Origin of the sequence: Caulobacter sp. 17J65-9, assembly GCF_010975005.1 — a bacterium.
Classification (GTDB): domain Bacteria; phylum Pseudomonadota; class Alphaproteobacteria; order Caulobacterales; family Caulobacteraceae; genus 17J80-11.
In genome coordinates, this window is record NZ_JAAIVC010000028.1 from 11,469 (window position 1) to 31,035 (window position 19,567).

The window sequence follows — 19,567 nt, forward strand, 5'->3', positions numbered from 1 at the left end:
GCCTAGATCTTCGCCTCGATCGGGACCACCGGCGTCAGGGTGCGCGCCGTTCCGCAGATGCGGATGTCGACCGCCTCGCCCTCGACCAGGGTGGCCGTGACCGTTCCACCCGCGATGCTGATCTCGATGGTGCGGCCGCGCCAGCAGACGCGGAAGGACAGGCTGCGCCATTGCGTCGGCGGGCGCGGGTCCAGGGCCAGCACGTCGCCGGTCATGTCCACGCCGCCGAAGCCCAGCACCACCGCCTGCCAGATGCCGCCCAGGCCCGCGATGCGCACGCCGCCGGCCGCGTTCGGGTTCGGGTCCAGCTGGGCGACCTGGGCGAGGTAGCGCAGCGCCATGTCGGCGTCGCCCAGCCGCGCGGCGACCATGGCGTGCATGGCCGCGCTCAGCGAGCTGCCGTGGGCGCAACGCGGCTCGTAATAGCGGAAGTTGGTCAGGGCCGACGCGTCCGGGAAGGCCTCCGGCAGCAGGGCGATCAGCGCCACCACGTCGGCCTGCTTGATCACCTGGGAGGCGCTGGTCCGCGCCCGGCCCAGCACCACGTCCATCGGCACGGTTCGGTCGGCGTAGGCGGCCAGGTCGATCGGCTCCAGGCCGAAATAGCCGGCGAACTGTTCGTAGAGCCCGGTGTCCGGATCGAACATCGAGACGATGCGCGCGACCGCGTCGCGCCAGTCGGCCAGTTCCGGCTCGCCTAGCGCCAGCTTCGCCTGCAGGGCCGCGGCCTGCTCCGGCCAGCGGGCCTGCAGCAGCTCCAGGGCGTCCAGCGCGCAGGCGATGTTCCAGCGCGCCATCTCGTTGGTGAAGGCGTTGTCGTCGACGTCCTCGTGATACTCGTCCGGCCCGATGACGTGGCGCATGTGGCGCTTGCCGTCGGCTTCGAGCACCGCGCGCGAGGCCCAGAACCGGGCGGTCTCCAGCATGATCTCGGCGCCGGCGCTCACGAAGAAGTCGTCGTCGTCGGTGGCGCGCCAGTAGCGCCACACGGCCAAGGCGACGTCGGCGCTGATGTGGTGCTCCATCAGGCCGGTCAGGATCGGGATCAGCTCGCCGTTGGGTCCGACCACGCGCTCAGGCGTGGTCTCCTCGCCGGTGCTGGCCGACTCCCAGGCGTAAAGCGCGCCGCGGTAGCCCTGGCGGGCGGCCTTGTCGCGCGCGGCCGGCAGGGTGTGGAAGCGGTACATCAGCATGGCGCGGGCCGCCTGCGGCCAGGCGGCCATGTAGAACGGCAGCAGGTAGATCTCGGTGTCCCAGAAGACGTGGCCGAAATAGGCGTCGCCGGTCAGGCCGCGCGCGCCGACCGAGACCCGCTCGTCCTCCGGATTGGCGGCGCTGGTCAGGTGGTAGGCCGCGAAACGCAGGGCCGTCTGCAGGGTCTCGTCGCCGTCGACCAGCACGTCGCCGGCCGCCCAGCGGTCGCGCCAGGCCGCCTCGTGGGCCTCCAGCACGCCGCGCCAGCCGATCGCGCGGACCCGCGACAGGGCGTCTATGGCGTCGGGGGCCGGGTCGAGCGCCATGTCGTCGCTGCGGGCGACGGTGAACAGGCGGCGGAACTCGACCGTCTGGCCGGCCTTCGAGCGCCAGTCCCACAGCCAGCACAGGGAGAACGGGCGCATGGGGGCCAGCGGCTCTTCCTCGCCGAGCCGCACGGTGATGTCGCCGGCGATGGCCAGGCGCTTGCCGGTGGACTCGGTGCGCCAGGCGCCGACGTCCTGGTCCATGCGCTCGGGATCCATGTCGAGCCCGGCCAGGGCGAAGCTGGCCTCGGCCTGCACCTCCACGTCGTCGCGGTCGAGGGTCAGGCGCAGGACCTGCAGACCGGCGGCGCGGTCGGCTTGCGAGAGCAGGCGCAGTTCCTGGCCGGCGACGATCAGGCCCGAGGGCATGCGCACCTTCCAGTCGGACAGCAGCACGCCGCGATGCATGTCGAGGCTGCGCACGCCGGACAGGATCTCGCCGGCGTAGGCCGACAGCGGGTCGCCGTTCATGATCACGTGCAGGCGCGACCAGTCGGGCACCGGCACCAGGGCGGGCACCGGCGGCTCGGTGTTGGGGATGTCGAACAGGCCGGCCACGTAGCACCGCGGCCAGGACGCCCACCGGATGTAGCCCAGCCAGCTGACCCAGGTCGGGCGCCGGTTGATCGAGCGCGAGGCGCGCATGCCCAGCAGGCCGTTGCCCAGCGCGAAACGGGATTCCACCGCGCTCTCGGTCATCACGTTGTAGCCCTGGTGGCTGGCGGACCAGCCGGGGGTCGGCGTCATGACGTCAGGCATGGGAAGCCTCCGGGGCGGGGCGGGCGCGCACCACGCCCTGGGGCAGGACGGTGACGTCGACCTGGTCGAGGCTGGTCACCACCAGGTCGGCCTGGGCGGCTTCGAGCAGGGCCTCGTCGCCGAGCCGGGCGACGCCGATCGAGGCCATCCGCCCCGCGCGCGCGGCTTCGATCCCGGCCGGCGCGTCCTCGATCACGACGGACTGCTCCGGGGGCACGCCCACCGCCTCGGCCGACAACAGGAACAGGTCGGGGGCGGGCTTGCCGTGGGGCACGGCGCGACCGCTGAGATCGGCGTCGAAGATCGACAGCAGGTTGCGCCCGTCCGGCAGGGACAGCTGGCGCAGCATGGCGCCGGCGTTCTTCGACGACGAGGCCAGGGCCAGCTTCAGGCCGGCGGCGTCGAGCGCGGCGGCCAGGCGCACGGCGTCGGGGAAGGCCTCGAACTGGTGGGTCTCGATCAGCTTGTCGATCAGCGCCTGCTTGGCCGTCGCGTACGCTTCGGCGCGGTCCACGGCGCCCGGCCCCCCCAGCCGTTCCAGCGTGGCGCGGGCCCCGTCCATGCGCGGCTTGCCGGCCACGTAGGCCTGGTAGAACGCGGTGGTGAACCCGGCCGGATCGGCGTAGCCGGCCAGCGCCTCGCGCCAGGCCCGCTCGTGCGGCGAGGCCACCAGCACGCCGTCCACGTCGAAGATCGCCGCGCGCAGGGGCTCGGCCATGGTCAGCCTCCGTCACAGGCGGAGCCGCCCGGGGACGTCGGTTCTACCGCTAGCTCAGGCGTCCAGTTCCGGGGGGCGGATCGAACTCACGTTCGCTCCGGTTTCAGCGCCGCGGCCAGCGTCTCGGAGGCGAGGATGTCGAACGTGCTGTCGGACCCGGAACGGTCGCTGATCGACGCCTGGTGGCGGGCGGCCAACTACCTCTCGGTCGGCCAGATCTACCTCTACGACAACCCGCTGCTGAAGCAGCCGCTGACCAAGGCGCACGTGAAGCCGCGGCTGCTGGGCCACTGGGGCACGACGCCGGGGCTGAACTTCATCTACGCCCACCTGAACCGGGTCATCAAAGCCCGCGATGTGGACATGATCTACATCACCGGCCCGGGCCACGGCGGGCCGGGCCTGGTCGCCAACGCCTGGCTGGAGGGGACCTACAGCGAGGTCTACCCGAACATCTCGCCGGACGCGGCCGGCATGCAGCGGCTGTTCAAGCAGTTCTCGTTCCCCGGCGGCATTCCCAGCCACGTGGCGCCGGAGACGCCCGGCTCGATCCACGAGGGCGGCGAGCTGGGCTATGCGCTGTCGCACGCCTACGGCGCGGCCTTTGACAATCCCGACCTGGTGGTGGCCTGCGTGGTCGGCGACGGCGAGGCGGAGACCGGGCCGCTGGCCACCAGCTGGCACTCGAACAAGTTCCTGAACCCGGCCGGCGACGGCGTGGTCCTGCCGATCCTGCACCTGAACGGCTACAAGATCGCCAACCCCACGGTCCTGGCCCGCATCAGCCGCGAGGAGCTGGAGCAGCTGTTCCGCGGCTACGGCTACACGCCCTACTTCGTCGAGGGCTCCGACCCGGCGGTCATGCACGAGCTGATGGCGTCTACGCTGGACGCCGTGTTCGACGACATCAAGCGGATCAAGGCGGCGGCGCGCGCCGGCGTGGTCGAGCGGCCGCGCTGGCCGATGATCGTGATGCGCACGCCCAAGGGCTGGACCTGCCCCAAGGAGATCGACGGCAAGAAGACCGAGGATTACTGGCGCTCGCACCAGGTGCCGATGGGCGAGATGCACGAGAAGCCGGAGCACGTGCGCATTCTCGAAGCCTGGATGAAGTGCTACCGGCCCGAGGAGCTGTTCGACGACGACGGGCGGCTGCGGCCGGAGGTGTCCGAACTGGCGCCCAGCGGCGAGCGGCGGATGAGCGCCAACCCGCACGCCAACGGCGGCCTGCTGCTGCGCGACCTCAGGCTTCCCGACTTCCGCGACTACGCCGTCGAGGTGGCCGCGCCAGGCGCCACCTCGGTGGAGTCGACCCGGGTGATGGGCAAGTTCCTGCGCGACGTGATGAAGCTGAACCTGGAGTGCAAGAACTTCCGGCTGTTCAGCCCCGACGAGAACAACTCCAACCGCTGGCAGGACGTGCTGGAGGTCACCAATCGCGCCTGGATGGCCGAGACCCTGCCTTGGGACGACCACCTCGCCCCCGACGGGCGGGTGATGGAGATGCTCAGCGAGCACCAGTGCCAGGGCTGGCTGGAGGGCTACCTCCTGACCGGCCGGCACGGCTTCTTCTCCTGCTACGAGGCGTTCATCCACATCGTCGACTCGATGTTCAACCAGCACGCCAAGTGGCTGAAGGTGTGCAACCACATCCGCTGGCGCCGGCCGATCGGCTCGCTGAACTACCTGCTGTCCAGCCACGTCTGGCGCCAGGACCACAACGGCTTCAGCCACCAGGACCCGGGCTTCATCGACCACGTGGTCAACAAGAAGGCCGAGGTGGTGCGGGTCTACCTGCCGCCGGACGCCAACTGCCTGCTGTCGGTCACCGACCATTGCCTGCGCAGCCGCAACTACGTGAACGTCGTCGTCGCCGGAAAGCAGCCCGCGCCGCAGTGGCTGAGCATGGACGAGGCGGTGAAGCACTGCACCGCGGGCCTAGGCATTTGGGAGTGGGCCAGCAACGACCGGGGCGGTGATCCGGACGTGGTCATGGCCTGCTGCGGCGACGTGCCGACGCTGGAGACCCTGGCCGCGGTCGACCTGCTGCGCCGCTACGCGCCGGACCTGAAGGTCAGGGTGATCAATGTCGTCAACCTGATGAAGCTGCAGACGCCGAGCGAGCATCCGCACGGCCTGCCCGACCGCGACTTCGACGCCCTGTTCACCACCGACAAGCCGATCGTCTTCGCCTTCCACGGCTATCCGTGGCTGATCCACCGGCTGACCTACCGGCGCCACTGCCACGGCAATCTGCACGTGCGCGGCTACAAGGAGGAGGGCACGACCAGCACCCCCTTCGACATGTGCGTGATGAACGACGTCGACCGCTTCCACCTGGCCGGCGACGTCATCGACCGGGTGCCGAAGCTGGCCGGCCGGGCCGCCTACGCCAAGCAGGCGCTGCGCGACAAGTTGCTCGACCACAAGGCCTGGATCGCCCGCTACGGCGACGACATGCCCGAGATCGCCGGCTGGCGGTGGGGCAGGGAGGCGGGCGCGGGCGCGCGCTCGACTGAAGCCGACAACGTCTGAGCCGTGAACGTCTACTGCGTCCGGCACGGCGAGACGGCGTGGAGCCTGAGCGGCCAGCACACCGGCGTGACCGACATCCCGCTGACCGACAACGGACGGCGGCTGGCCGGGCGGCTGGCGCCGGTGCTGGCCAGGCAGACCTTCGCCCTGGTGCTGGTCAGCCCGCTGCGGCGCGCCCGGGAGACCGCCGCTCTGGCCGGGTTGGGCGAGCAGGCGGTGGTCGACCCGGACCTGGGCGAATGGAACTACGGCGACTACGAGGGCGTGACGCCGGAGGAGATCCGCAAGACGCGCCCCGGCTGGACGATCTTCCGCGACGGCGCGCCGGGCGGCGAGACGCCTGAGCAGGTCGCCGCGCGCGCCGACCGGGTGATCGCCCGGGCGCGCTCGGCCGGCGGCGACGTCGCCCTGTTCTCGCACGGCCACCTGTTGCGGGTGCTGGCCGCCCGCTGGATCGGCCTGCCGCCCGCGGGCGGAGCGCGGTTCCTGCTGGACACCGGCACGATCAGCATCCTGTCGGACTACCGCGGCGAACCGGCCGTGCGGGTCTGGAACGCGCCGCTCGGCGACTGAAACGGCCCCGGCTTGCCAGCTGCGGGGACTTCCCCTCCAATCGGCAAACATTGTTCGGGGGAACACATGTCCGACATCACGATTCCGAACCGCCGCGGGCTCATGCTCGGCGGCGCCGCGGCCGCGCTCGTCGCGCCTAACCTCGCGCAAGCCGCGCCGGCCAGCGACGTCGCCGCCATCCGCAAGGCCGCCGAGGACGGCTACGCGGCTTCGGTGAAGCGCATCCAGGGCTGGATCGCCCTGCCGTCCATCGCCGCCGAGAACCGCGACATGGACAAGGGCGCCGAGTACATGATGGCGCTGGCCCGCGACGCCGGCTTCCAGCACGTGGAGAAGGTGCCGACCGACGGCGCGCCGGGCGTGTTCGCCACCCTGGACGTGGGCGCCAAGCGCTGGCTGGCGCTCTACTTCATGTACGACGTCAAGCAGTACGACCCGGCCGAGTGGTCTTCGCCGCCGCTGGAGGCGCGCATCGTCGACAAGCCGGGCTTCGGCAAGGTGATCGTGGGCCGGGGCGCGGTGAACCAGAAGGGCCCCGAGGGCGCCATGCTGGCCGCCCTGCACGCCTTCCGCGCCGCCGGCAAGAAGCCGCCGGTCAACCTGGTGCTGGTGTGCGAGGGCGAGGAGGAGATCGGCAGCCCGCACTTCCGCCAGATCGTCACCCAGCCGCAGGTGCTGGCCGCGCTGAAGAAGTGCGAGGGCGTGATCATCCCCTCCAGCTGGCAGAGCCCCAGCAACGGCGGCGTCAGCGTCAACCTCGGCGCCAAGGGCGTGGTGGAGCTGGAGCTGGTGGCCAGCGGCGCGAAGTGGGGACGCGGTCCGAAGACCGACATCCACTCCAGCGAGAAGGCCCGCGTCGACAGCCCGGCCTGGCGGCTGGTCCAGGCCCTGACCACTCTGGTCAGCCCGGACGGCAACACGCCGGCGATCGACGGCTACTTCGAAAAGGTGCGGCCGCTGACCCCTCGCGAGAAGGAGCTGATCGCGCTGGCCGCCCAGAACATCAACGAGGCCGACGCCAAGAAGGCGCTGGGCGTCGAGCACTTCATCGACGACCTGCCGTGGGAACAGACCCTGCAGCGCCTGGCCTCGCAGCCGACCGTGAACATCGAGGGCCTGGTCGCCGGCTACACCGGCCCGGGCGGCAAGACCGTCCTGCCCGGCCGGGCCGTGGCCAAGATCGACATGCGGCTGGTCCCGGACATGACCAAGGACGACAGCGTCGCCAAGCTGCGCGCCCACCTGGACAAGCGCGGCTTCCAGGACGTGGAGGTCAAGGTCAGCGGCGGGTACGACCCGACCGAGACGGACGAGAACAGCCGCCTGATCCGGGCGCAGATCGCCACCTACAAGGGGATGGGCGTGCCGGTGACGCTGTATCCGCGCCTGGCCGGCTCCTGGCCCGGCACGGTCTTCACCTCGGCCCCGGTCAGCCTGCCCGCCGGCCAGTTCGGCCTGGGCCACGGCAGCGGCGCGCACGCGCCCAACGAGTACTTCGTGGTGGAGTCGTCCAACCCGAAGGTCCAGGGCCTGGTCGGCGCGACCATGGGCTTCGTCGAGTTCATGTACCAGGTGGCCGCGATCAAGTGAGGCGAAGGACGGCGGTGCGGCTCGCCGGGCCGCCGTCCTCACCTTCCCGGAATTCGCGCCGAAGAACGCCGTCTTGCGAAACGGCTCCGCTTGGCGCTTACTTTGCTGATCGAGATATCGAGCTTGCGAGGCGTCATGGCCATCTTCCCGAAGATCCAGAGCCCCTGCCCGTACAAGGGCGAGCTTTCGGCCATCATGGACGGCGACGTCTGCCGTCTGTGCAAGCGCGAGGTCTACGATCTGACCGACATGCGCGACGAAGAGCGGGTGGCCTTCCTCGCGGCCTGCGCCGGCGAGGTCTGCGTCAGCTACAAGCTCCCGGTCCGCGCCGCCTTGGCCGCGGCCATCGCGGCTGCGGTCGCGGCCGTGCCGATGGCCGCCGCCGCGCAGGAAATCGACGAGACGGAGTGGGTGCTCGTCGGCGGTATCAAGGATCCGGCGAACGCCGAATACGTCCGGGTCGCGGAAGCCGACGCCGACATTGCGGACCTGCCGGTGGTCTATGAGGACCAGCCCGCTCCGGCGCCCGCGGCCCAGCCGGCCGCCGCGCCCGCCGAAGCCCCGGCGCCCGCTTCCACGCCCGCCCCTGCGTCGACGCCGGTCAGCGCGAAGTCCTGACCTCGGTCATCGCGTCCCAGCGGAGCAGGCTGGCCAGCTGAGCGGCGGCCGACAGTGAGCGGGCGTCGCCGTCGCCGACGGTCAGGGCCACGTGGGTGCTGTCGAAGCCGTCCAGCGCCATGTCGAAGCTGCGCCACTCGCCGTCGACGAAGGCCAGCGTCCAGCTGTGCGGCATGAACACGTTCCCGACCCCGTGATAGCGCTCGCGTGAATACACCACGCCGTTGACCACGCGGGTGGGGATGCCCGCGGAGCGGCCCAGCGCGGCCAGCAGCACGGCGGCCTCGGTGCAGTCGCCGGCGCGGCGCGACAGGGTGTCCAGCGCCGAGAAGTGGCCGATGAAGTCGAGCCGCTCCAGGTAGGGCCGCGCCCGTTCGGCCAGCAGCTCCATCTTGCGCGTGTCCGAGATCTTCATCCGGGCGACCGGGCCGGCGATGGCCTTCAGGCGCGCGTGGTCGCTCTGCAACCAGGCGGTGGGGCGCAGGGCGTCGGCCAGATAGTCGGGATCTGAGCTCAGGCCGGGGCCGCAGGCGACGCAGATGTCGACGGTGGCCGCGCCATGATCGAAGGCGACGCGCTGTTCGCCGGTCTGGGGCAGGGCGAAGTCGTAGCCGTCGCGGAAGCCGAACTGGTAGCGCACGTGGCCCTTGGCGGCGTCCGACGAGATCTTGTACGGCGAGCGGGTCATCACCGTCGGCAGCACGCGGTAGGGCGGGTGCGGTTTGAGCGCCGTCGCCCGGTCGGTGACGCGCACGTGCACGGCGGTTCCGAACATCGGCTGGGAGATCTCGACGAGGCGGCCCTCGCGGTCGATCCGCAGCCGCGCGATCGCGCTCAGCGCGCCGCGGTCATAGCGCCGGCGCAGCGCCGAGATCGCGCCGTCCGGGTCGCGCGCCGCGGCTTCGATCACGACGTGCTCCACGGCCAGCGCGTCGATGTCGAAGGCGTCGAATTCCAGGCGCGGCGTGACGGCCGGGTCCCAGCCGCGCAGCAAGCCTTCGCCGCCGTCGAAGCGCACGCCGGCCGGCAGGGCCACCACGACCGTGCGCTTTTCCGAGGCGGTCTGGCGCACGACCTCGGCGCGGCCGGGTTCGATGCGGGCGTCGGCGCGCGACCAGCTGCGGCCGGTGTCCGAGCGGGTGCTGATCGAGAGGGTGCGTCCGGCCGCGTCCTCCTCGACCACGGTGCGGCCGCTGACGCGGGTGGACGGGCCGGCCTGTTCGCGCAGCTCGACGTCCTGGGTCTCGACGACGCGGCGCCCGCCGTCTGGGCCGGGCGTGACCTCGCGCGAGGCGTGGCCGATGGGCGCGCCGTCGTCGGCGACCACGACGTACCAGACGGTCGCTTCGGGCGTCGCCGCCGCCGGCGCGCCCGCCAGGGCGACGGCCAGTCCGAGCCACAGAGATTTCACCGGCGCCCCCTGACGTCCGTCCTGAGGCTAGACCGCCGGCGGCGCGCCGAGCAACTCAGGCGTCAGGAGCCGCGCCGATCGCGGCTCAGTGGTGCAACGTCTTCGCGAAGTACTCGAGCGCCGTGCGGGTCTTCGTCTCGGCCGCCCCCTTCGGATCGAGGCGGAGCTCGGTCAGGAACTGCACGAACGCGGCCTGGGCGCGTCCCGCGTCGTCGGGCGTCGTCTTGATCGACGCCTCGACCAGGTCGTCGCCGTTCGGCAGGCGCCACTCCTCGACCGTCACCTTGTAGGGGAAGTCGCCGCGCTTCAGCTTCCACCGCAGCGCGCGGATGGGGCCCAACACGCTCAGTCCGTCGAGGTCGACCGGGGCGGGATGGAACTCGCGCAGGAATTCTTCCTGCTCGCGCGAGAAGAGCTTGGCGATCGCCCGCCGGCCCTCCGCCACCTCGTCGATCTCGTCGCGCTGCTGCACGACCGTGAAGGACGCCGTGCAGAGCGCCTTCTCGCCGACGCGGTCCACCTCCAGCTTGAAGCCGACCTCGTCCCTCCATTTCGCGGGGACCGCTTCCGGCTCGACCGGACGGAACTTGACCGTCGAGTCGTCGTCGTCGCCCTTGACCAGCCGTGCGCGCAGGGACACGCCGGCGTTGAACAGGTCGAGCTTCGGCGTGTCGAAGAAGTAGATCACCCGCACTTCCGCGGTGTCCGCGTCGACTTCCAGGGCGCGTTCGGCCCGCAGTTCCTGGTCCGGACGGATCGTGACCTTGATCTCGACGGCGTCCACGTCGTCGGAAATCCGGAGGGCCTGCTCCTCAAGGGGGGCTGAGGTGAGGCTCATGGCTGCCGCTCCTGCGCGATCACCCTGACGGCGTCGATGTCTCACGGCGTCGGCGACACGCAGGTGTCGGTAGTGAGTTCGCGTCGATTCCTTGGAACGCGCCGGCTGCGCCGCCGTTCCGGCCGAGGCGTGGCGCCCTCCCGCCTCGCACGGGGGCGCCGTCAGCCAGGAGGTCGTCCATGGCCACGATCGTCCCGCGATGGGAGTGGCGCACGTTCGGCGCCCGCTTCGGCGTGGCGGAAACCCGGTTCGCCGAGCTGACGCCCGGCGCCGTGCAGGAGAGCGACGAGCTGTACTTCCTCGGCGGCGCCGGCGCGATCGCGAAGGTCCGCGCCGACCTGATGGACCTCAAGGTGCTCCGTGAGGTGGACGCGAACGGCCTGGAGCGCTGGGAGCCGGTGATGAAGCAGGCCTTCCCGCTGCCGGCCGCGGCCGTGGAGAAGGTGTTCGCGTCGCTCTGTCTCGCCACGCCTCCGCTCGCCCGCAGCGCCTACGCCCTCGACCAGTTCCTCGACGAAGTCGTCGCGCCGGGCGGGGCGCTGCAGCCTGTGAAGGTCCACAAGCGCCGGGTCCGCTACACCGTCGGCGGCTGCATCTCAGAGTTCAGCGACGTTCTGGCCGATGGCCGGCCCTGCCGCACGATCGCGATCGAGTCGGAGGACGCGTCCGCCGTCCTCTCTGCCGTCGCGACGGTCGGCCTCGGCGGCTACCTCAACACGAACTATGCGGCCGGCCTGCGGGCCCTGCTCGACGGGGCGCCGGAGCGCTATGCGGTGATCGACGTCGGCACCAACTCGGTCAAGCTGCATGTCGGCGAACGTGACGGCGTCGGCGCCTGTCGGACGGTCGTCGATCGCGCCGAGCTGACGCGCCTGGGCGAGGGGCTTCAGGAGACGGGCGAGATCTCGCCCGAAGCCGCCGAGCGGACGGCCGCCGCCGTCGCCGACATGGTCGACGAAGCGAAGCGCTGCGGCGCGCGGGCGATCGTCGCCGTCGGCACGGCGGGCCTGCGGGCCGCCCGCAACGGCGCGGCGGTCGTCGAGGCGATCCGCGCGCGCACGGGGATCACGGTCGAGGTGATCCCGGGCGAGGAGGAGGCGCGGCTGGCCTACCTCGCCGTGACGGCGGGGCTGGGCGTTTCCGAAGGCTCGCTCGTCGTGTTCGACACCGGCGGCGGCAGCACCCAGTTCACGTTCGGACGGGACGGCCAGGTGGACGAGCGGTTCAGCGTCCAGGTCGGCGCCGCCCGCTACACGGAACGGTTCGGGCTGGACCGCGCGGTCGCGCCCGAGGTGCTGGGCGAGGCGATCGCGGCGATCGCGGCGGACCTGTCACGGATCGACGGGCGTGGGCCGGTGGACGCGCTGGTGGCGATGGGCGGAGCGGTCACCAACATCGCCGCGGTCAAACATGCGCTGACCATCTACGACCCGGACGTCGTCCAGGGCGCAGAGCTCGATCGCGCCGAGATCGACCGCCAGATCGAGATGTACCGGTCGCGCGACGCGGCCGGCCGCCGTTCGATCGTCGGCCTGCAGCCCAAACGCGCCGAAGTCATCCTCGCCGGCGCATGCATCGTCCGGACGGTGATGGACAAGCTCGGCGCCGGGGCCCTGACCGTCAGCGATCGTGGCCTCCGGCACGGCGTCCTCGCCGAGCGCTTCGGCGCCTGAGCCCGGGCGCAGCGGGGCTCGAAAGGTCCTGTCTCCGCCTAGACCCGGTAGCCCGGGCTAGGTCTCGCCGCCGCGCCACTCGCCGTTCGCCTTCAGGGCGTCGGCGACCTCGCGGGGCATGTAGGTCTCGTCGTGCTTGGCCAGCACCTCGTCGGCCTCGAAGGTGCGGGTGTGGTCGTAGGCGCCCTGGACCACCACGCCCTGGCCCTCGCGGAACAGGTCGGGCAGCTGGCCGTGGTAGACGACCGGGGCCGCGACCGCGCCGTCGGTCACCTGGAAGCGGACCGAGCCGTCGGTCGATTTGCGCACAGAGCCGACCTCGACCAGGCCGCCGATGCGGATGGTGCGGCCGGCCGGAACGGCCTCCTGCTGGGCCTGGGTCGGGCCGTAGAAGAAGATCACCGCGTCCTGCATGGCGTAGAGCGACAGGCCCACGGCCCCGGCCAGCACCGGGGCTATGGCCGCCACGACGGCCAGGCGCCGGCGGGCGGTGCGCGATTTCGGGAGCAGCGGCATGGCCGGTCAGGCGCGGACGGCGCGCGCCTTGCGCAGCCGCGGCCAGGGCGCGGCCGCGCTCAGCAGCAGGGCCGTGCCGAGGTAGCACCAGCCGCAGTGGCCGAAGCCTGGGTGGCCTTGTTGCAGGCACCAGCCGACGGCGTCGCTGTTCAGGATCGCGCCCGCCACCGCCACCAGGCCGGCGGCGAGGCCCGCGGCGGCCAGCGCCCAGCGGATGATCGAGACGCCCAGTATCTCTCGGTGCACGGGAAAGGCTCCTTCGCGGACGGGCGCGTCCGGCCTTTCAGCCTTAGTCCGAGCGGCCCGAGCGGCGCACTTCCGTACTTTCCCTTAATCGACCCCGGCCCGGCTTCAGGCGCATCCGGAAGCCTGAAAAGGCGCGACGACTCCCCGCCGCGCCGCCGGGGACGTTTCCATGTCTGTCACCACCTCGGCCGAAAGCCGGACGCCGCTGGACGCGGTGATCCTGGCCGTCGGCCTGGGGCTCGGCGCGTTTCTTTCGCTGCTGATGGCGGCGGGGACAGCCGACCCGCTCTTCCGCATCCACGCCTACGTGTTCCTGGCCGCCTTCACCCTCGGGCTGGGCGCGGTGGTCGTGCGCCTGACCGATCCCGCCCGCAGCGGGGACGCGTCCCGCTACATGGACGGCGTCGTGCGCGCCGGCGTGGTGGCGTCGATGTTCTGGGGCCTGGCCGGCTTCGCCGTCGGCTGCCTGATCGCCGCTCAGCTGGCCTTCCCGAACCTGTTCTACTTCCCGGACCTGCCGTGGACGAATTTCGGGCGGATGCGGCCGCTGCACACCTCGGCGGTGATCTTCGCCTTCGGCGGCAACGTGCTGATCGCCTCGTCCTTCTACGTGGTGCAGCGCACCTGCAAGGCGCGGCTGTTCGGCGGCCTGCTGCCCTGGTTCGTGTTCTGGGGCTACCAGCTGTTCATCGTGCTGGCCGCCACCGGCTACCTGATGGGCGTCACCCAGTCGCGCGAGTACGCCGAGCCGGAGTGGTACGTCGACATCTGGCTGACGATCGTCTGGGTCGCCTACCTGCTGGCCTTCCTGGGCACGATCTGGAAGCGCCAGGAAAAGCACATCTACGTCGCCAACTGGTTCTACCTGGGCTTCATCGTCACCATCGCCCTGCTGCACGTCGTCAACAACCTGGCGATCCCGGTCTCGGCCTTCGCCTCGCACAGCTACAGCCTGTTCGCGGGCGTTCAGGACGCCCTGACCCAGTGGTGGTACGGCCACAACGCCGTCGGCTTCCTGCTGACCGTGCCGTTCCTGGCGATGATGTACTACTTCGTGCCCAAGCGCGCGGAGCGGCCGGTCTACTCGTACCGGCTGTCGATCGTGCACTTCTGGTCGCTGATCTTCATCTACATCTGGGCCGGCCCGCACCACCTGCACTACACGGCCCTGCCGCAGTGGGCGCAGACCCTGGGCATGACCTTCTCGATCATGCTGTGGATGCCGTCCTGGGGCGGCATGATCAACGGCCTGATGACCCTGTCCGGCGCGTGGGACAAGCTGCGCACCGATCCGGTCATCCGCATGATGGTGGTGGCCCTGGCCTTCTACGGCATGGCCACCTTCGAAGGCCCGCTGATGTCGGTGCGCGCGGTCAACGCGCTCAGCCACTACACCGACTGGACCATCGGCCACGTGCACGCCGGCGCCCTGGGCTGGGTCGGCTTCATCTCCTTCGGCGCGCTCTACTGCCTGGTGCCGTGGCTGTGGAACAAGCCGGGCCTGTACTCGATCAAGCTGGTCGAGTGGCACTTCTGGATCGCGACCACCGGGACCCTGCTCTACATCTGCTCGATGTGGGTCTCCGGCGTCATGGAAGGCCTGATGTGGCGTGAGTACACGTCCGAGGGCTTCCTGGCCTACTCCTTCGTCGAAACCGTCTCGGCCAAGCACGTCTCCAACGTCATCCGCCTGCTGGGCGGGCTGATGTTCCTGGGCGGCGCCGGACTGATGGCCTTCAACCTCTGGAAGACGATCCGCATGCCTTCGGCCGAGCCCGAAGCCGCCCGGCTCGTCGCCCAGCCCGCCCTCGCGGCGGCCGAGTAAGGGCGCGCGTCATGTGGAAGAAGCACGGCAAACTCGAACGCCACTCCATGCTGCTGGTGCTGGCCACCCTGGTGGTGGTGTCGGTCGGCGGCCTGGTCGAGATCGCGCCCCTGTTCTGGCTGGAGAGCACGGTCGAGAAGGTCGACGGCGTGCGCCCCTATACGCCGCTCGAACTGGCGGGCCGGGACATCTACGTCCGCGAGGGCTGCTACGTCTGCCATTCGCAGATGATCCGCCCTCTGCGCGACGAGGTGGAGCGCTACGGCCACTACAGCCTGGCCGCCGAGAGCATGTACGACCACCCGTTCCAGTGGGGCTCCAAGCGCACAGGGCCGGACCTGGCGCGGGTCGGCGGCAAGTATTCGGACGGCTGGCACGTCGACCACCTGAAGGACCCGCGTGCGGTGGTGCCGGAAAGCGTGATGCCGCCCTACGGCTTCCTGTCCGAGACGGAGCTGGACTACCGCGACATCGCCGACAAGCTGAAGGCGCAGCAGGCCGTGGGCGTGCCCTATTCGGCCGCGGACGTGACCAACGCCAAGGCCGACCTCGAGGCCCAGGCCGACGAGTTCTCCGACGCCTCGGGACTGAAGGCCCGCTACGGCCAGAAGATCACCGTGCGCGACTTCGACGGCGCCCCCGCCCGGGTGACCGAAATGGACGCCCTGGTCGCCTACCTGCAGATGCTCGGCACCCTGGTCGATTTCTCGACCTACCAGGCCGAAGCCCCGGAAAATCGGAGGTGATCGTGGACTACGCAACGGTCGCCAAGGCCGTCCAGCAGGGCGGCACCCTCTACTTCATCGTGATCTTCCTGGCCGGCTGCGCCTACGCCTTCTGGCCCAAGAAGAAGGCCGAGTTCGACGCGGCCGCCCGCCTGCCGCTCGAAGAGGACGCGTGATGTCCGAGCCTCATGACGACAAGGACGCCGGCGGCGTCGAGACCACCGGCCACGAGTGGGACGGCATCCGCGAACTGGACAATCCGCTGCCGCGCTGGTGGCTGTGGGTCTGGTACGCGACCATCGCCTGGGCGCTGGCCTACTGGGTGCTGATGCCGGCCTGGCCGGGGATCAGCGGCTACACCAAGGGCCTGATCGGCCAGTCCGACCGGGCCGACGTGGCCGCCCAGCTGAGCCGCCAGAAGGCCGAGCGCAGCGTCATCGGCGCCAAGCTGCTGGCCGCCACGCCCGAGCAGGTCGAGCAGGATCCGGAGCTGCAGGCCTACGCCTTGGCCGCCGGCCAGGCGGCGTTCGGCGACAACTGCGCCACCTGCCACGGGACCGGCGGGGCGGGAGCCAAGGGCTATCCCAACCTGCGCGACGACGTCTGGCTGTGGGGCGGCTCGCCCGAGCAGATCGAGCGCACCATCCGCGTCGGCGTGCGCTCCTCGCACCCCGACACCCACACCTCTCAGATGCCGGCCTTCGGGCGCGACGGCATGCTGCAGCCGGCGCAGGTGTCGGACGTCACCGAGTACGTCTTCTCGCTGTCGCATCGCGACGTCGACAAGGCCAAGGCGGGGCGTGGGGCGCAGATCTTCGCCGACAACTGCGCGGCTTGCCACGGCGCGACCGGCAAGGGCGGGCCTGAGTACGGCGCGCCCGACCTGACCGACGCCGACTGGCTGTACGGCGGCGACCGCGACTCTATCCAGACTCAGGTCTGGAACGGCCGCAACGGGGTCATGCCGACCTGGGAGAACCGGCTCGATCCGGCGACCATCCGCGCGCTCGCGGTCTACGTCCACGCCAATTCCGGCGGGGGACGGTGACGGAGGGCCGGCCGTGACCGTCGTCATCGACACGCTGAAGAGCAGGGGGGCCGCTTGCAAGAGCGGCCCGCCGCAGCCCGTGAAGACGCCGAAGCTCGAGCTCTACAGGAAGCGCGAGCCGATCCATCCGAAGCTGGTCCACGGGCCGTTCCGGATGATCAAGTGGGTGCTGCTGGTCCTCATGCTGGGCGTCTACTACGCGGTGCCGTGGATCCGCTGGGACCGGCCGGGCGACCTGCCGGACCAGGCGGTGCTGGTCGACCTGGCGCACGGGCGCTTCTACCTGTTCGGCCTGCATTTCTGGGCGCAGGAGGTCTACTTCCTGACCGGCCTGTTGGTGATCTCGGCCCTGGCCCTGTTCCTGGTGACGGCTTTGTTCGGCCGGCTGTGGTGCGGCTACGCCTGCCCGCAGACGGTGTGGACCGACCTCTACATCGCGGTGGAGCGCCTGTTCGAAGGCGATCGCAACGCGCGGCTCAAGCTGGCCAAGGCGCCCTGGTCGTTCGACAAGCTCTGGCGCAAGAGCGGCAAGCACGCGGTCTGGGTCGCCGTCGCAGCGGCCACCGGCGGAGCCTGGGTGTTCTACTACGCCGACGCGCCGACCCTGTGGGGCGACCTGTGGGGCGGACAGGCCTCGGTCACGGCCTATGTCTGGGTGGGCCTTCTGACCTTCACCACCTACGCCTTCGCCGGCCTGATGCGCGAGCAGGTGTGCACCTACATGTGCCCGTGGCCCCGCATCCAGGGGGCGATGCTGGACAAGGACAGCCTGCAGGTCACCTACCGCTACGACCGCGGCGAGCCGCGCGGCGCCCATAAGAAGGGCGCCGACTGGGCCGGGCGCGGCGACTGCGTCGATTGCCGCCAATGCGTGGTGGTCTGCCCGATGGGCATCGACATCCGCAACGGCCCGCAGCTGGAGTGCATCAACTGCGGCCTGTGCATCGACGCCTGCGACGAGGTCATGACCAAGGTCGGCCGGCCCAAGGGGCTGATCGCCTACGACACCGACGCGGCGGTGGCGGCGCGCTCGGCCAAGAAGACGCCGGTCTATCGGCTGGTGCGTGGGCGCACGGTCTATTACGCCGTGGCGCTCGCGCTGGCGGCGGCCGCCATGGCCTGGGGGCTGGAGACACGCTCCAGCGTCGACCTGAACGTGCTGCGCGACCGCAACCCGACCTTCGTGCGGCTGAAGGACGGCTCGGTGCGTAACGGCTATACCCTCAAGCTGGCAAACCGGGGCGCCGAGGTCCGCACCTATCGCGTGGTCTTCGACGGTCCGGCCTCGGCCGAGCTCAAGGCGGTCGGCTTGCCGGGCCGGCGTGAGCTGACGGTCGCGGTCGAGCCGAACCGCGTGCGCGCGCTTCGGGTGTTCGTGATCGTGCCCGCAGAGGCGGCGACCCGCCATTCGACCCCGGCGGCGTTCAGCGTCCGGGACCTCAAGGACGGGGAGACCGACACGGTCCCCACCGTCTTCCTCGCAGGCCCGGGGAGGGGGCGATGAGCAAGCGTGAGTTCAAGCTGACCGGCTGGCACGTGCTGGGGTGCCTGGTGCTGTTCTTCGGGGCGGTGATCGGCGTCGACACGGTGTTCACCGTCATGGCCGTGCGCAGCCACCCGGGCGAGACCAGCGCGACCGCCTACGAGGACGGCCTGGCCTACAACCGCACGCTGGAGCAGCACGCGGCCCAGGCGGCGCTGGGCTGGACGGCGACGGCGGCGGCGGTCGAGCCGGGCGTGGTCACCGTGCGGGTGCGCGACGCCGACGGGCGCCCGCTCACCGCCCTCAAGCTCACCGGAACGCTGCGGCGGCCGGCCACCGACGCCGGGTCGCACGAGGTCGTCTTCCAGCGGGACGGCGACGGCGGCTACCGCGGCGAGGCGCCGAAGGTGAAGGGCGCGTGGGACCTGACCTTCGTCGCCCGCGACGCCCACGGCCACGTGTTCCAGGCGGAAAGGCGGCTGCTGTGGCCATGACCGACACGCTGCCGGGCTGTCCCTCGACCGGCCGGGTCACGGCCGGCGAGACGGCGGCTGATCCGGAGGCCTTCGTCCGCGCGCGCGAGGATGGCGCGCAGGTGCTGGAGCTGGTGGTGCGTGGCGCGCGCTGCGCCGGGTGCCTGGGCAAGATCGAGCGCGGGGTCGGCGCGCTTCCCGGCGTCGAGACCGCCCGGCTGAACCTGACCACCGGCAAGCTCAGCGTCGCCTGGACGCCTGGCGCGACCAGCTCGCGCCGCATCGTCGAGACCGTCACCGACCTCGGCTATGCCGCAGCCCCGTTCGATCCGACCGAGGCGAAGGCCGGGGAGGACCGCGAGGGCCGCCGCCTCGCCATCGCGCTCGGCGTCGCCGCCTTCGGGGCCATGAACACCATGATGTTCACCGTCCCGGTGTGGTCGGGCGTGGGCATGGGCGAGGGCGTGCGCGGCTTCATGTACTGGGCCTCGGCCATCGTCGCGACACCGTGCGCGCTGTGGGCCGGCATGCCCTTCTTCGAGTCGGCCTGGCGCTCGCTGCGCAAGGGCCGGGCCAACATGGACGTGCCGATCTCGATCGGCGTGCTGCTGACCCTGGCGATCAGCTTCAGCGAGACCTTCCTGCGGGGCAAGGACGCCTATTTCGACGCGGCGGTCAGCTTGCTGTTCCTGCTGCTGATCGGCCGCTACCTCGACCATCGTTTGCGGGCCACGGCGCGGTCGGCCGCGCGCGACCTGCTGGCCCTGCAGGCGCGCACCGCCGCCGTCCTGCAGGCCGACGGCTCTGAACTGTCCGTGCCGGTGCGCGACGTCGTGGTCGACGACCGGCTGGCGGTGGCGCCCGGCGACCGCATCCCGGTCGACGCGGTGGTGGAGGAAGGCGCCTCCGATCTCGACCTGGCGCTGGTGACCGGCGAGACCGCCCCGGCGCGGGCCGGCGCCGGCGACCGGCTGCCGGCCGGCGCGCTGAACCTGACCGGCCGGCTGGTGCTGCGC

General features: G+C 71.0%; 18 protein-coding genes. 12 read left to right on the forward strand and 6 right to left on the reverse strand.

What is annotated here, in order from left to right; genetic code table 11:
* Positions 1-2: 2 nt before the first annotated feature.
* Positions 3-2,279, reverse strand: a complete 2,277-nt coding sequence (locus G3573_RS06955) for a glycoside hydrolase family 65 protein (RefSeq protein ID WP_163260360.1) — start codon at positions 2,277-2,279, stop codon at positions 3-5.
* Entirely contained in the window at positions 2,272-2,997 is a 726-nt protein-coding gene (locus G3573_RS06960) for an HAD-IA family hydrolase (protein ID WP_163260361.1), read from the reverse strand. The genes G3573_RS06955 and G3573_RS06960 overlap by 8 nt, the downstream gene beginning before the upstream one ends.
* 135 nt (positions 2,998-3,132) lie before the next feature.
* Here G3573_RS06960 and G3573_RS06965 point away from each other — a divergent pair, with 135 nt between their 5' ends.
* The 4 genes from G3573_RS06965 to G3573_RS21985 all read left to right on the forward strand — a co-directional run bounded on the left by G3573_RS06965 (position 3,133) and on the right by G3573_RS21985 (position 8,313).
* Positions 3,133-5,532 carry a phosphoketolase family protein gene (locus G3573_RS06965; RefSeq protein ID WP_163260362.1) on the forward strand — a complete coding sequence of 800 codons (2,400 nt, stop codon included), beginning with the start codon at positions 3,133-3,135 and terminating at the stop codon, positions 5,530-5,532.
* Between the two features lie 3 nt (positions 5,533-5,535).
* On the forward strand, positions 5,536-6,105 hold the full coding sequence (locus G3573_RS06970; protein ID WP_163260363.1) for a histidine phosphatase family protein: 570 nt from the start codon (positions 5,536-5,538) through the stop codon (positions 6,103-6,105).
* Between the two features lie 66 nt (positions 6,106-6,171).
* Positions 6,172-7,695, forward strand: coding sequence for a M20/M25/M40 family metallo-hydrolase (locus G3573_RS06975; RefSeq protein WP_163260364.1), 1,524 nt, complete (start codon positions 6,172-6,174; stop codon positions 7,693-7,695).
* Positions 7,696-7,830: 135 nt separating this feature from the next.
* Positions 7,831-8,313 carry a hypothetical protein gene (locus tag G3573_RS21985; protein ID WP_205598119.1) on the forward strand — a complete coding sequence of 161 codons (483 nt, stop codon included), beginning with the start codon at positions 7,831-7,833 and terminating at the stop codon, positions 8,311-8,313.
* On the opposite strand, the gene G3573_RS06985 is transcribed toward G3573_RS21985, so the two are convergent.
* The gene (locus G3573_RS06985) at positions 8,297-9,724 is read right to left on the reverse strand and encodes a transglutaminase-like domain-containing protein (protein WP_163260365.1); all 1,428 of its coding nucleotides are present in this window, start codon (positions 9,722-9,724) and stop codon (positions 8,297-8,299) included. The two genes, G3573_RS21985 and G3573_RS06985, sit on opposite strands and share 17 nt — an antisense overlap.
* Before the next feature lie 85 nt (positions 9,725-9,809).
* Positions 9,810-10,562, reverse strand: coding sequence for a hypothetical protein (locus G3573_RS06990; RefSeq protein WP_163260366.1), 753 nt, complete (start codon positions 10,560-10,562; stop codon positions 9,810-9,812).
* A gap of 179 nt (positions 10,563-10,741) precedes the next feature.
* On the opposite strand from G3573_RS06990, the gene G3573_RS06995 reads away from it, so the two are divergent.
* On the forward strand, positions 10,742-12,235 hold the full coding sequence (locus G3573_RS06995) for a Ppx/GppA family phosphatase (RefSeq protein WP_163260367.1): 1,494 nt from the start codon (positions 10,742-10,744) through the stop codon (positions 12,233-12,235).
* 57 nt (positions 12,236-12,292) lie between these two features.
* Here G3573_RS06995 and ccmE read toward each other — a convergent pair whose 3' ends face one another.
* On the reverse strand, positions 12,293-12,751 hold the full coding sequence (gene ccmE / locus G3573_RS07000; protein ID WP_163260368.1) for a cytochrome c maturation protein CcmE: 459 nt from the start codon (positions 12,749-12,751) through the stop codon (positions 12,293-12,295).
* Positions 12,752-12,757: 6 nt separating this feature from the next.
* Positions 12,758-12,997: a hypothetical protein gene (locus G3573_RS07005; RefSeq protein WP_163260369.1), complete on the reverse strand. Its 240-nt coding sequence runs from the start codon at positions 12,995-12,997 to the stop codon at positions 12,758-12,760.
* A gap of 169 nt (positions 12,998-13,166) precedes the next feature.
* Between G3573_RS07005 and ccoN the strand changes: the two genes are divergently transcribed.
* The 7 genes from ccoN to G3573_RS07040 form a co-directional block, all read left to right on the forward strand.
* The gene (ccoN, locus tag G3573_RS07010) at positions 13,167-14,822 is read left to right on the forward strand and encodes a cytochrome-c oxidase, cbb3-type subunit I (protein WP_163260370.1); all 1,656 of its coding nucleotides are present in this window, start codon (positions 13,167-13,169) and stop codon (positions 14,820-14,822) included.
* An 11-nt stretch (positions 14,823-14,833) separates the two neighbouring features.
* Positions 14,834-15,568 (forward strand): cytochrome-c oxidase, cbb3-type subunit II, encoded by a 735-nt coding sequence (gene ccoO, locus G3573_RS07015; protein WP_163260371.1) that lies wholly within the window; start codon positions 14,834-14,836, stop codon positions 15,566-15,568.
* A gap of 2 nt (positions 15,569-15,570) precedes the next feature.
* Entirely contained in the window at positions 15,571-15,723 is a 153-nt protein-coding gene (locus G3573_RS07020; protein WP_163260372.1) for a cbb3-type cytochrome c oxidase subunit 3, read from the forward strand.
* On the forward strand, positions 15,723-16,595 hold the full coding sequence (gene ccoP, locus G3573_RS07025) for a cytochrome-c oxidase, cbb3-type subunit III (RefSeq protein ID WP_163260373.1): 873 nt from the start codon (positions 15,723-15,725) through the stop codon (positions 16,593-16,595). Before G3573_RS07020 ends, ccoP begins: the two co-directional genes overlap by 1 nt.
* Before the next feature lie 13 nt (positions 16,596-16,608).
* Complete coding sequence (ccoG, locus tag G3573_RS07030; RefSeq protein WP_346427352.1) at positions 16,609-18,099, forward strand: cytochrome c oxidase accessory protein CcoG; 1,491 nt, start codon at positions 16,609-16,611, stop codon at positions 18,097-18,099.
* A complete protein-coding gene (locus G3573_RS07035) occupies positions 18,096-18,572 on the forward strand; it encodes a FixH family protein (protein WP_163260374.1) in 477 nt (158 codons plus the stop codon). Before ccoG ends, G3573_RS07035 begins: the two co-directional genes overlap by 4 nt.
* Positions 18,569-19,567 (forward strand): heavy metal translocating P-type ATPase (locus tag G3573_RS07040; RefSeq protein ID WP_163260375.1); only part of this gene is annotated, 999 nt, incomplete at its 3' end. The genes G3573_RS07035 and G3573_RS07040, both read left to right, overlap by 4 nt.

Coding starts and splice junctions, on each gene's coding strand:
- G3573_RS06955 (WP_163260360.1), bottom strand. CDS start 2,279: ATGCCTGACGTCATGACGCCGACCCCCGGCTGGTCCGCCAGCCACCAG.
- ccoP (WP_163260373.1), top strand. CDS start 15,723: ATGTCCGAGCCTCATGACGACAAGGACGCCGGCGGCGTCGAGACCACC.
- G3573_RS07035 (WP_163260374.1), top strand. CDS start 18,096: ATGAGCAAGCGTGAGTTCAAGCTGACCGGCTGGCACGTGCTGGGGTGC.
- ccmE (WP_163260368.1), bottom strand. CDS start 12,751: ATGCCGCTGCTCCCGAAATCGCGCACCGCCCGCCGGCGCCTGGCCGTC.
- G3573_RS06995 (WP_163260367.1), top strand. CDS start 10,742: ATGGCCACGATCGTCCCGCGATGGGAGTGGCGCACGTTCGGCGCCCGC.
- G3573_RS06965 (WP_163260362.1), top strand. CDS start 3,133: ATGTCGAACGTGCTGTCGGACCCGGAACGGTCGCTGATCGACGCCTGG.
- G3573_RS06975 (WP_163260364.1), top strand. CDS start 6,172: ATGTCCGACATCACGATTCCGAACCGCCGCGGGCTCATGCTCGGCGGC.
- G3573_RS21985 (WP_205598119.1), top strand. CDS start 7,831: ATGGCCATCTTCCCGAAGATCCAGAGCCCCTGCCCGTACAAGGGCGAG.
- ccoN (WP_163260370.1), top strand. CDS start 13,167: ATGTCTGTCACCACCTCGGCCGAAAGCCGGACGCCGCTGGACGCGGTG.
- ccoO (WP_163260371.1), top strand. CDS start 14,834: ATGTGGAAGAAGCACGGCAAACTCGAACGCCACTCCATGCTGCTGGTG.
- G3573_RS06990 (WP_163260366.1), bottom strand. CDS start 10,562: ATGAGCCTCACCTCAGCCCCCCTTGAGGAGCAGGCCCTCCGGATTTCC.
- G3573_RS06960 (WP_163260361.1), bottom strand. CDS start 2,997: ATGGCCGAGCCCCTGCGCGCGGCGATCTTCGACGTGGACGGCGTGCTG.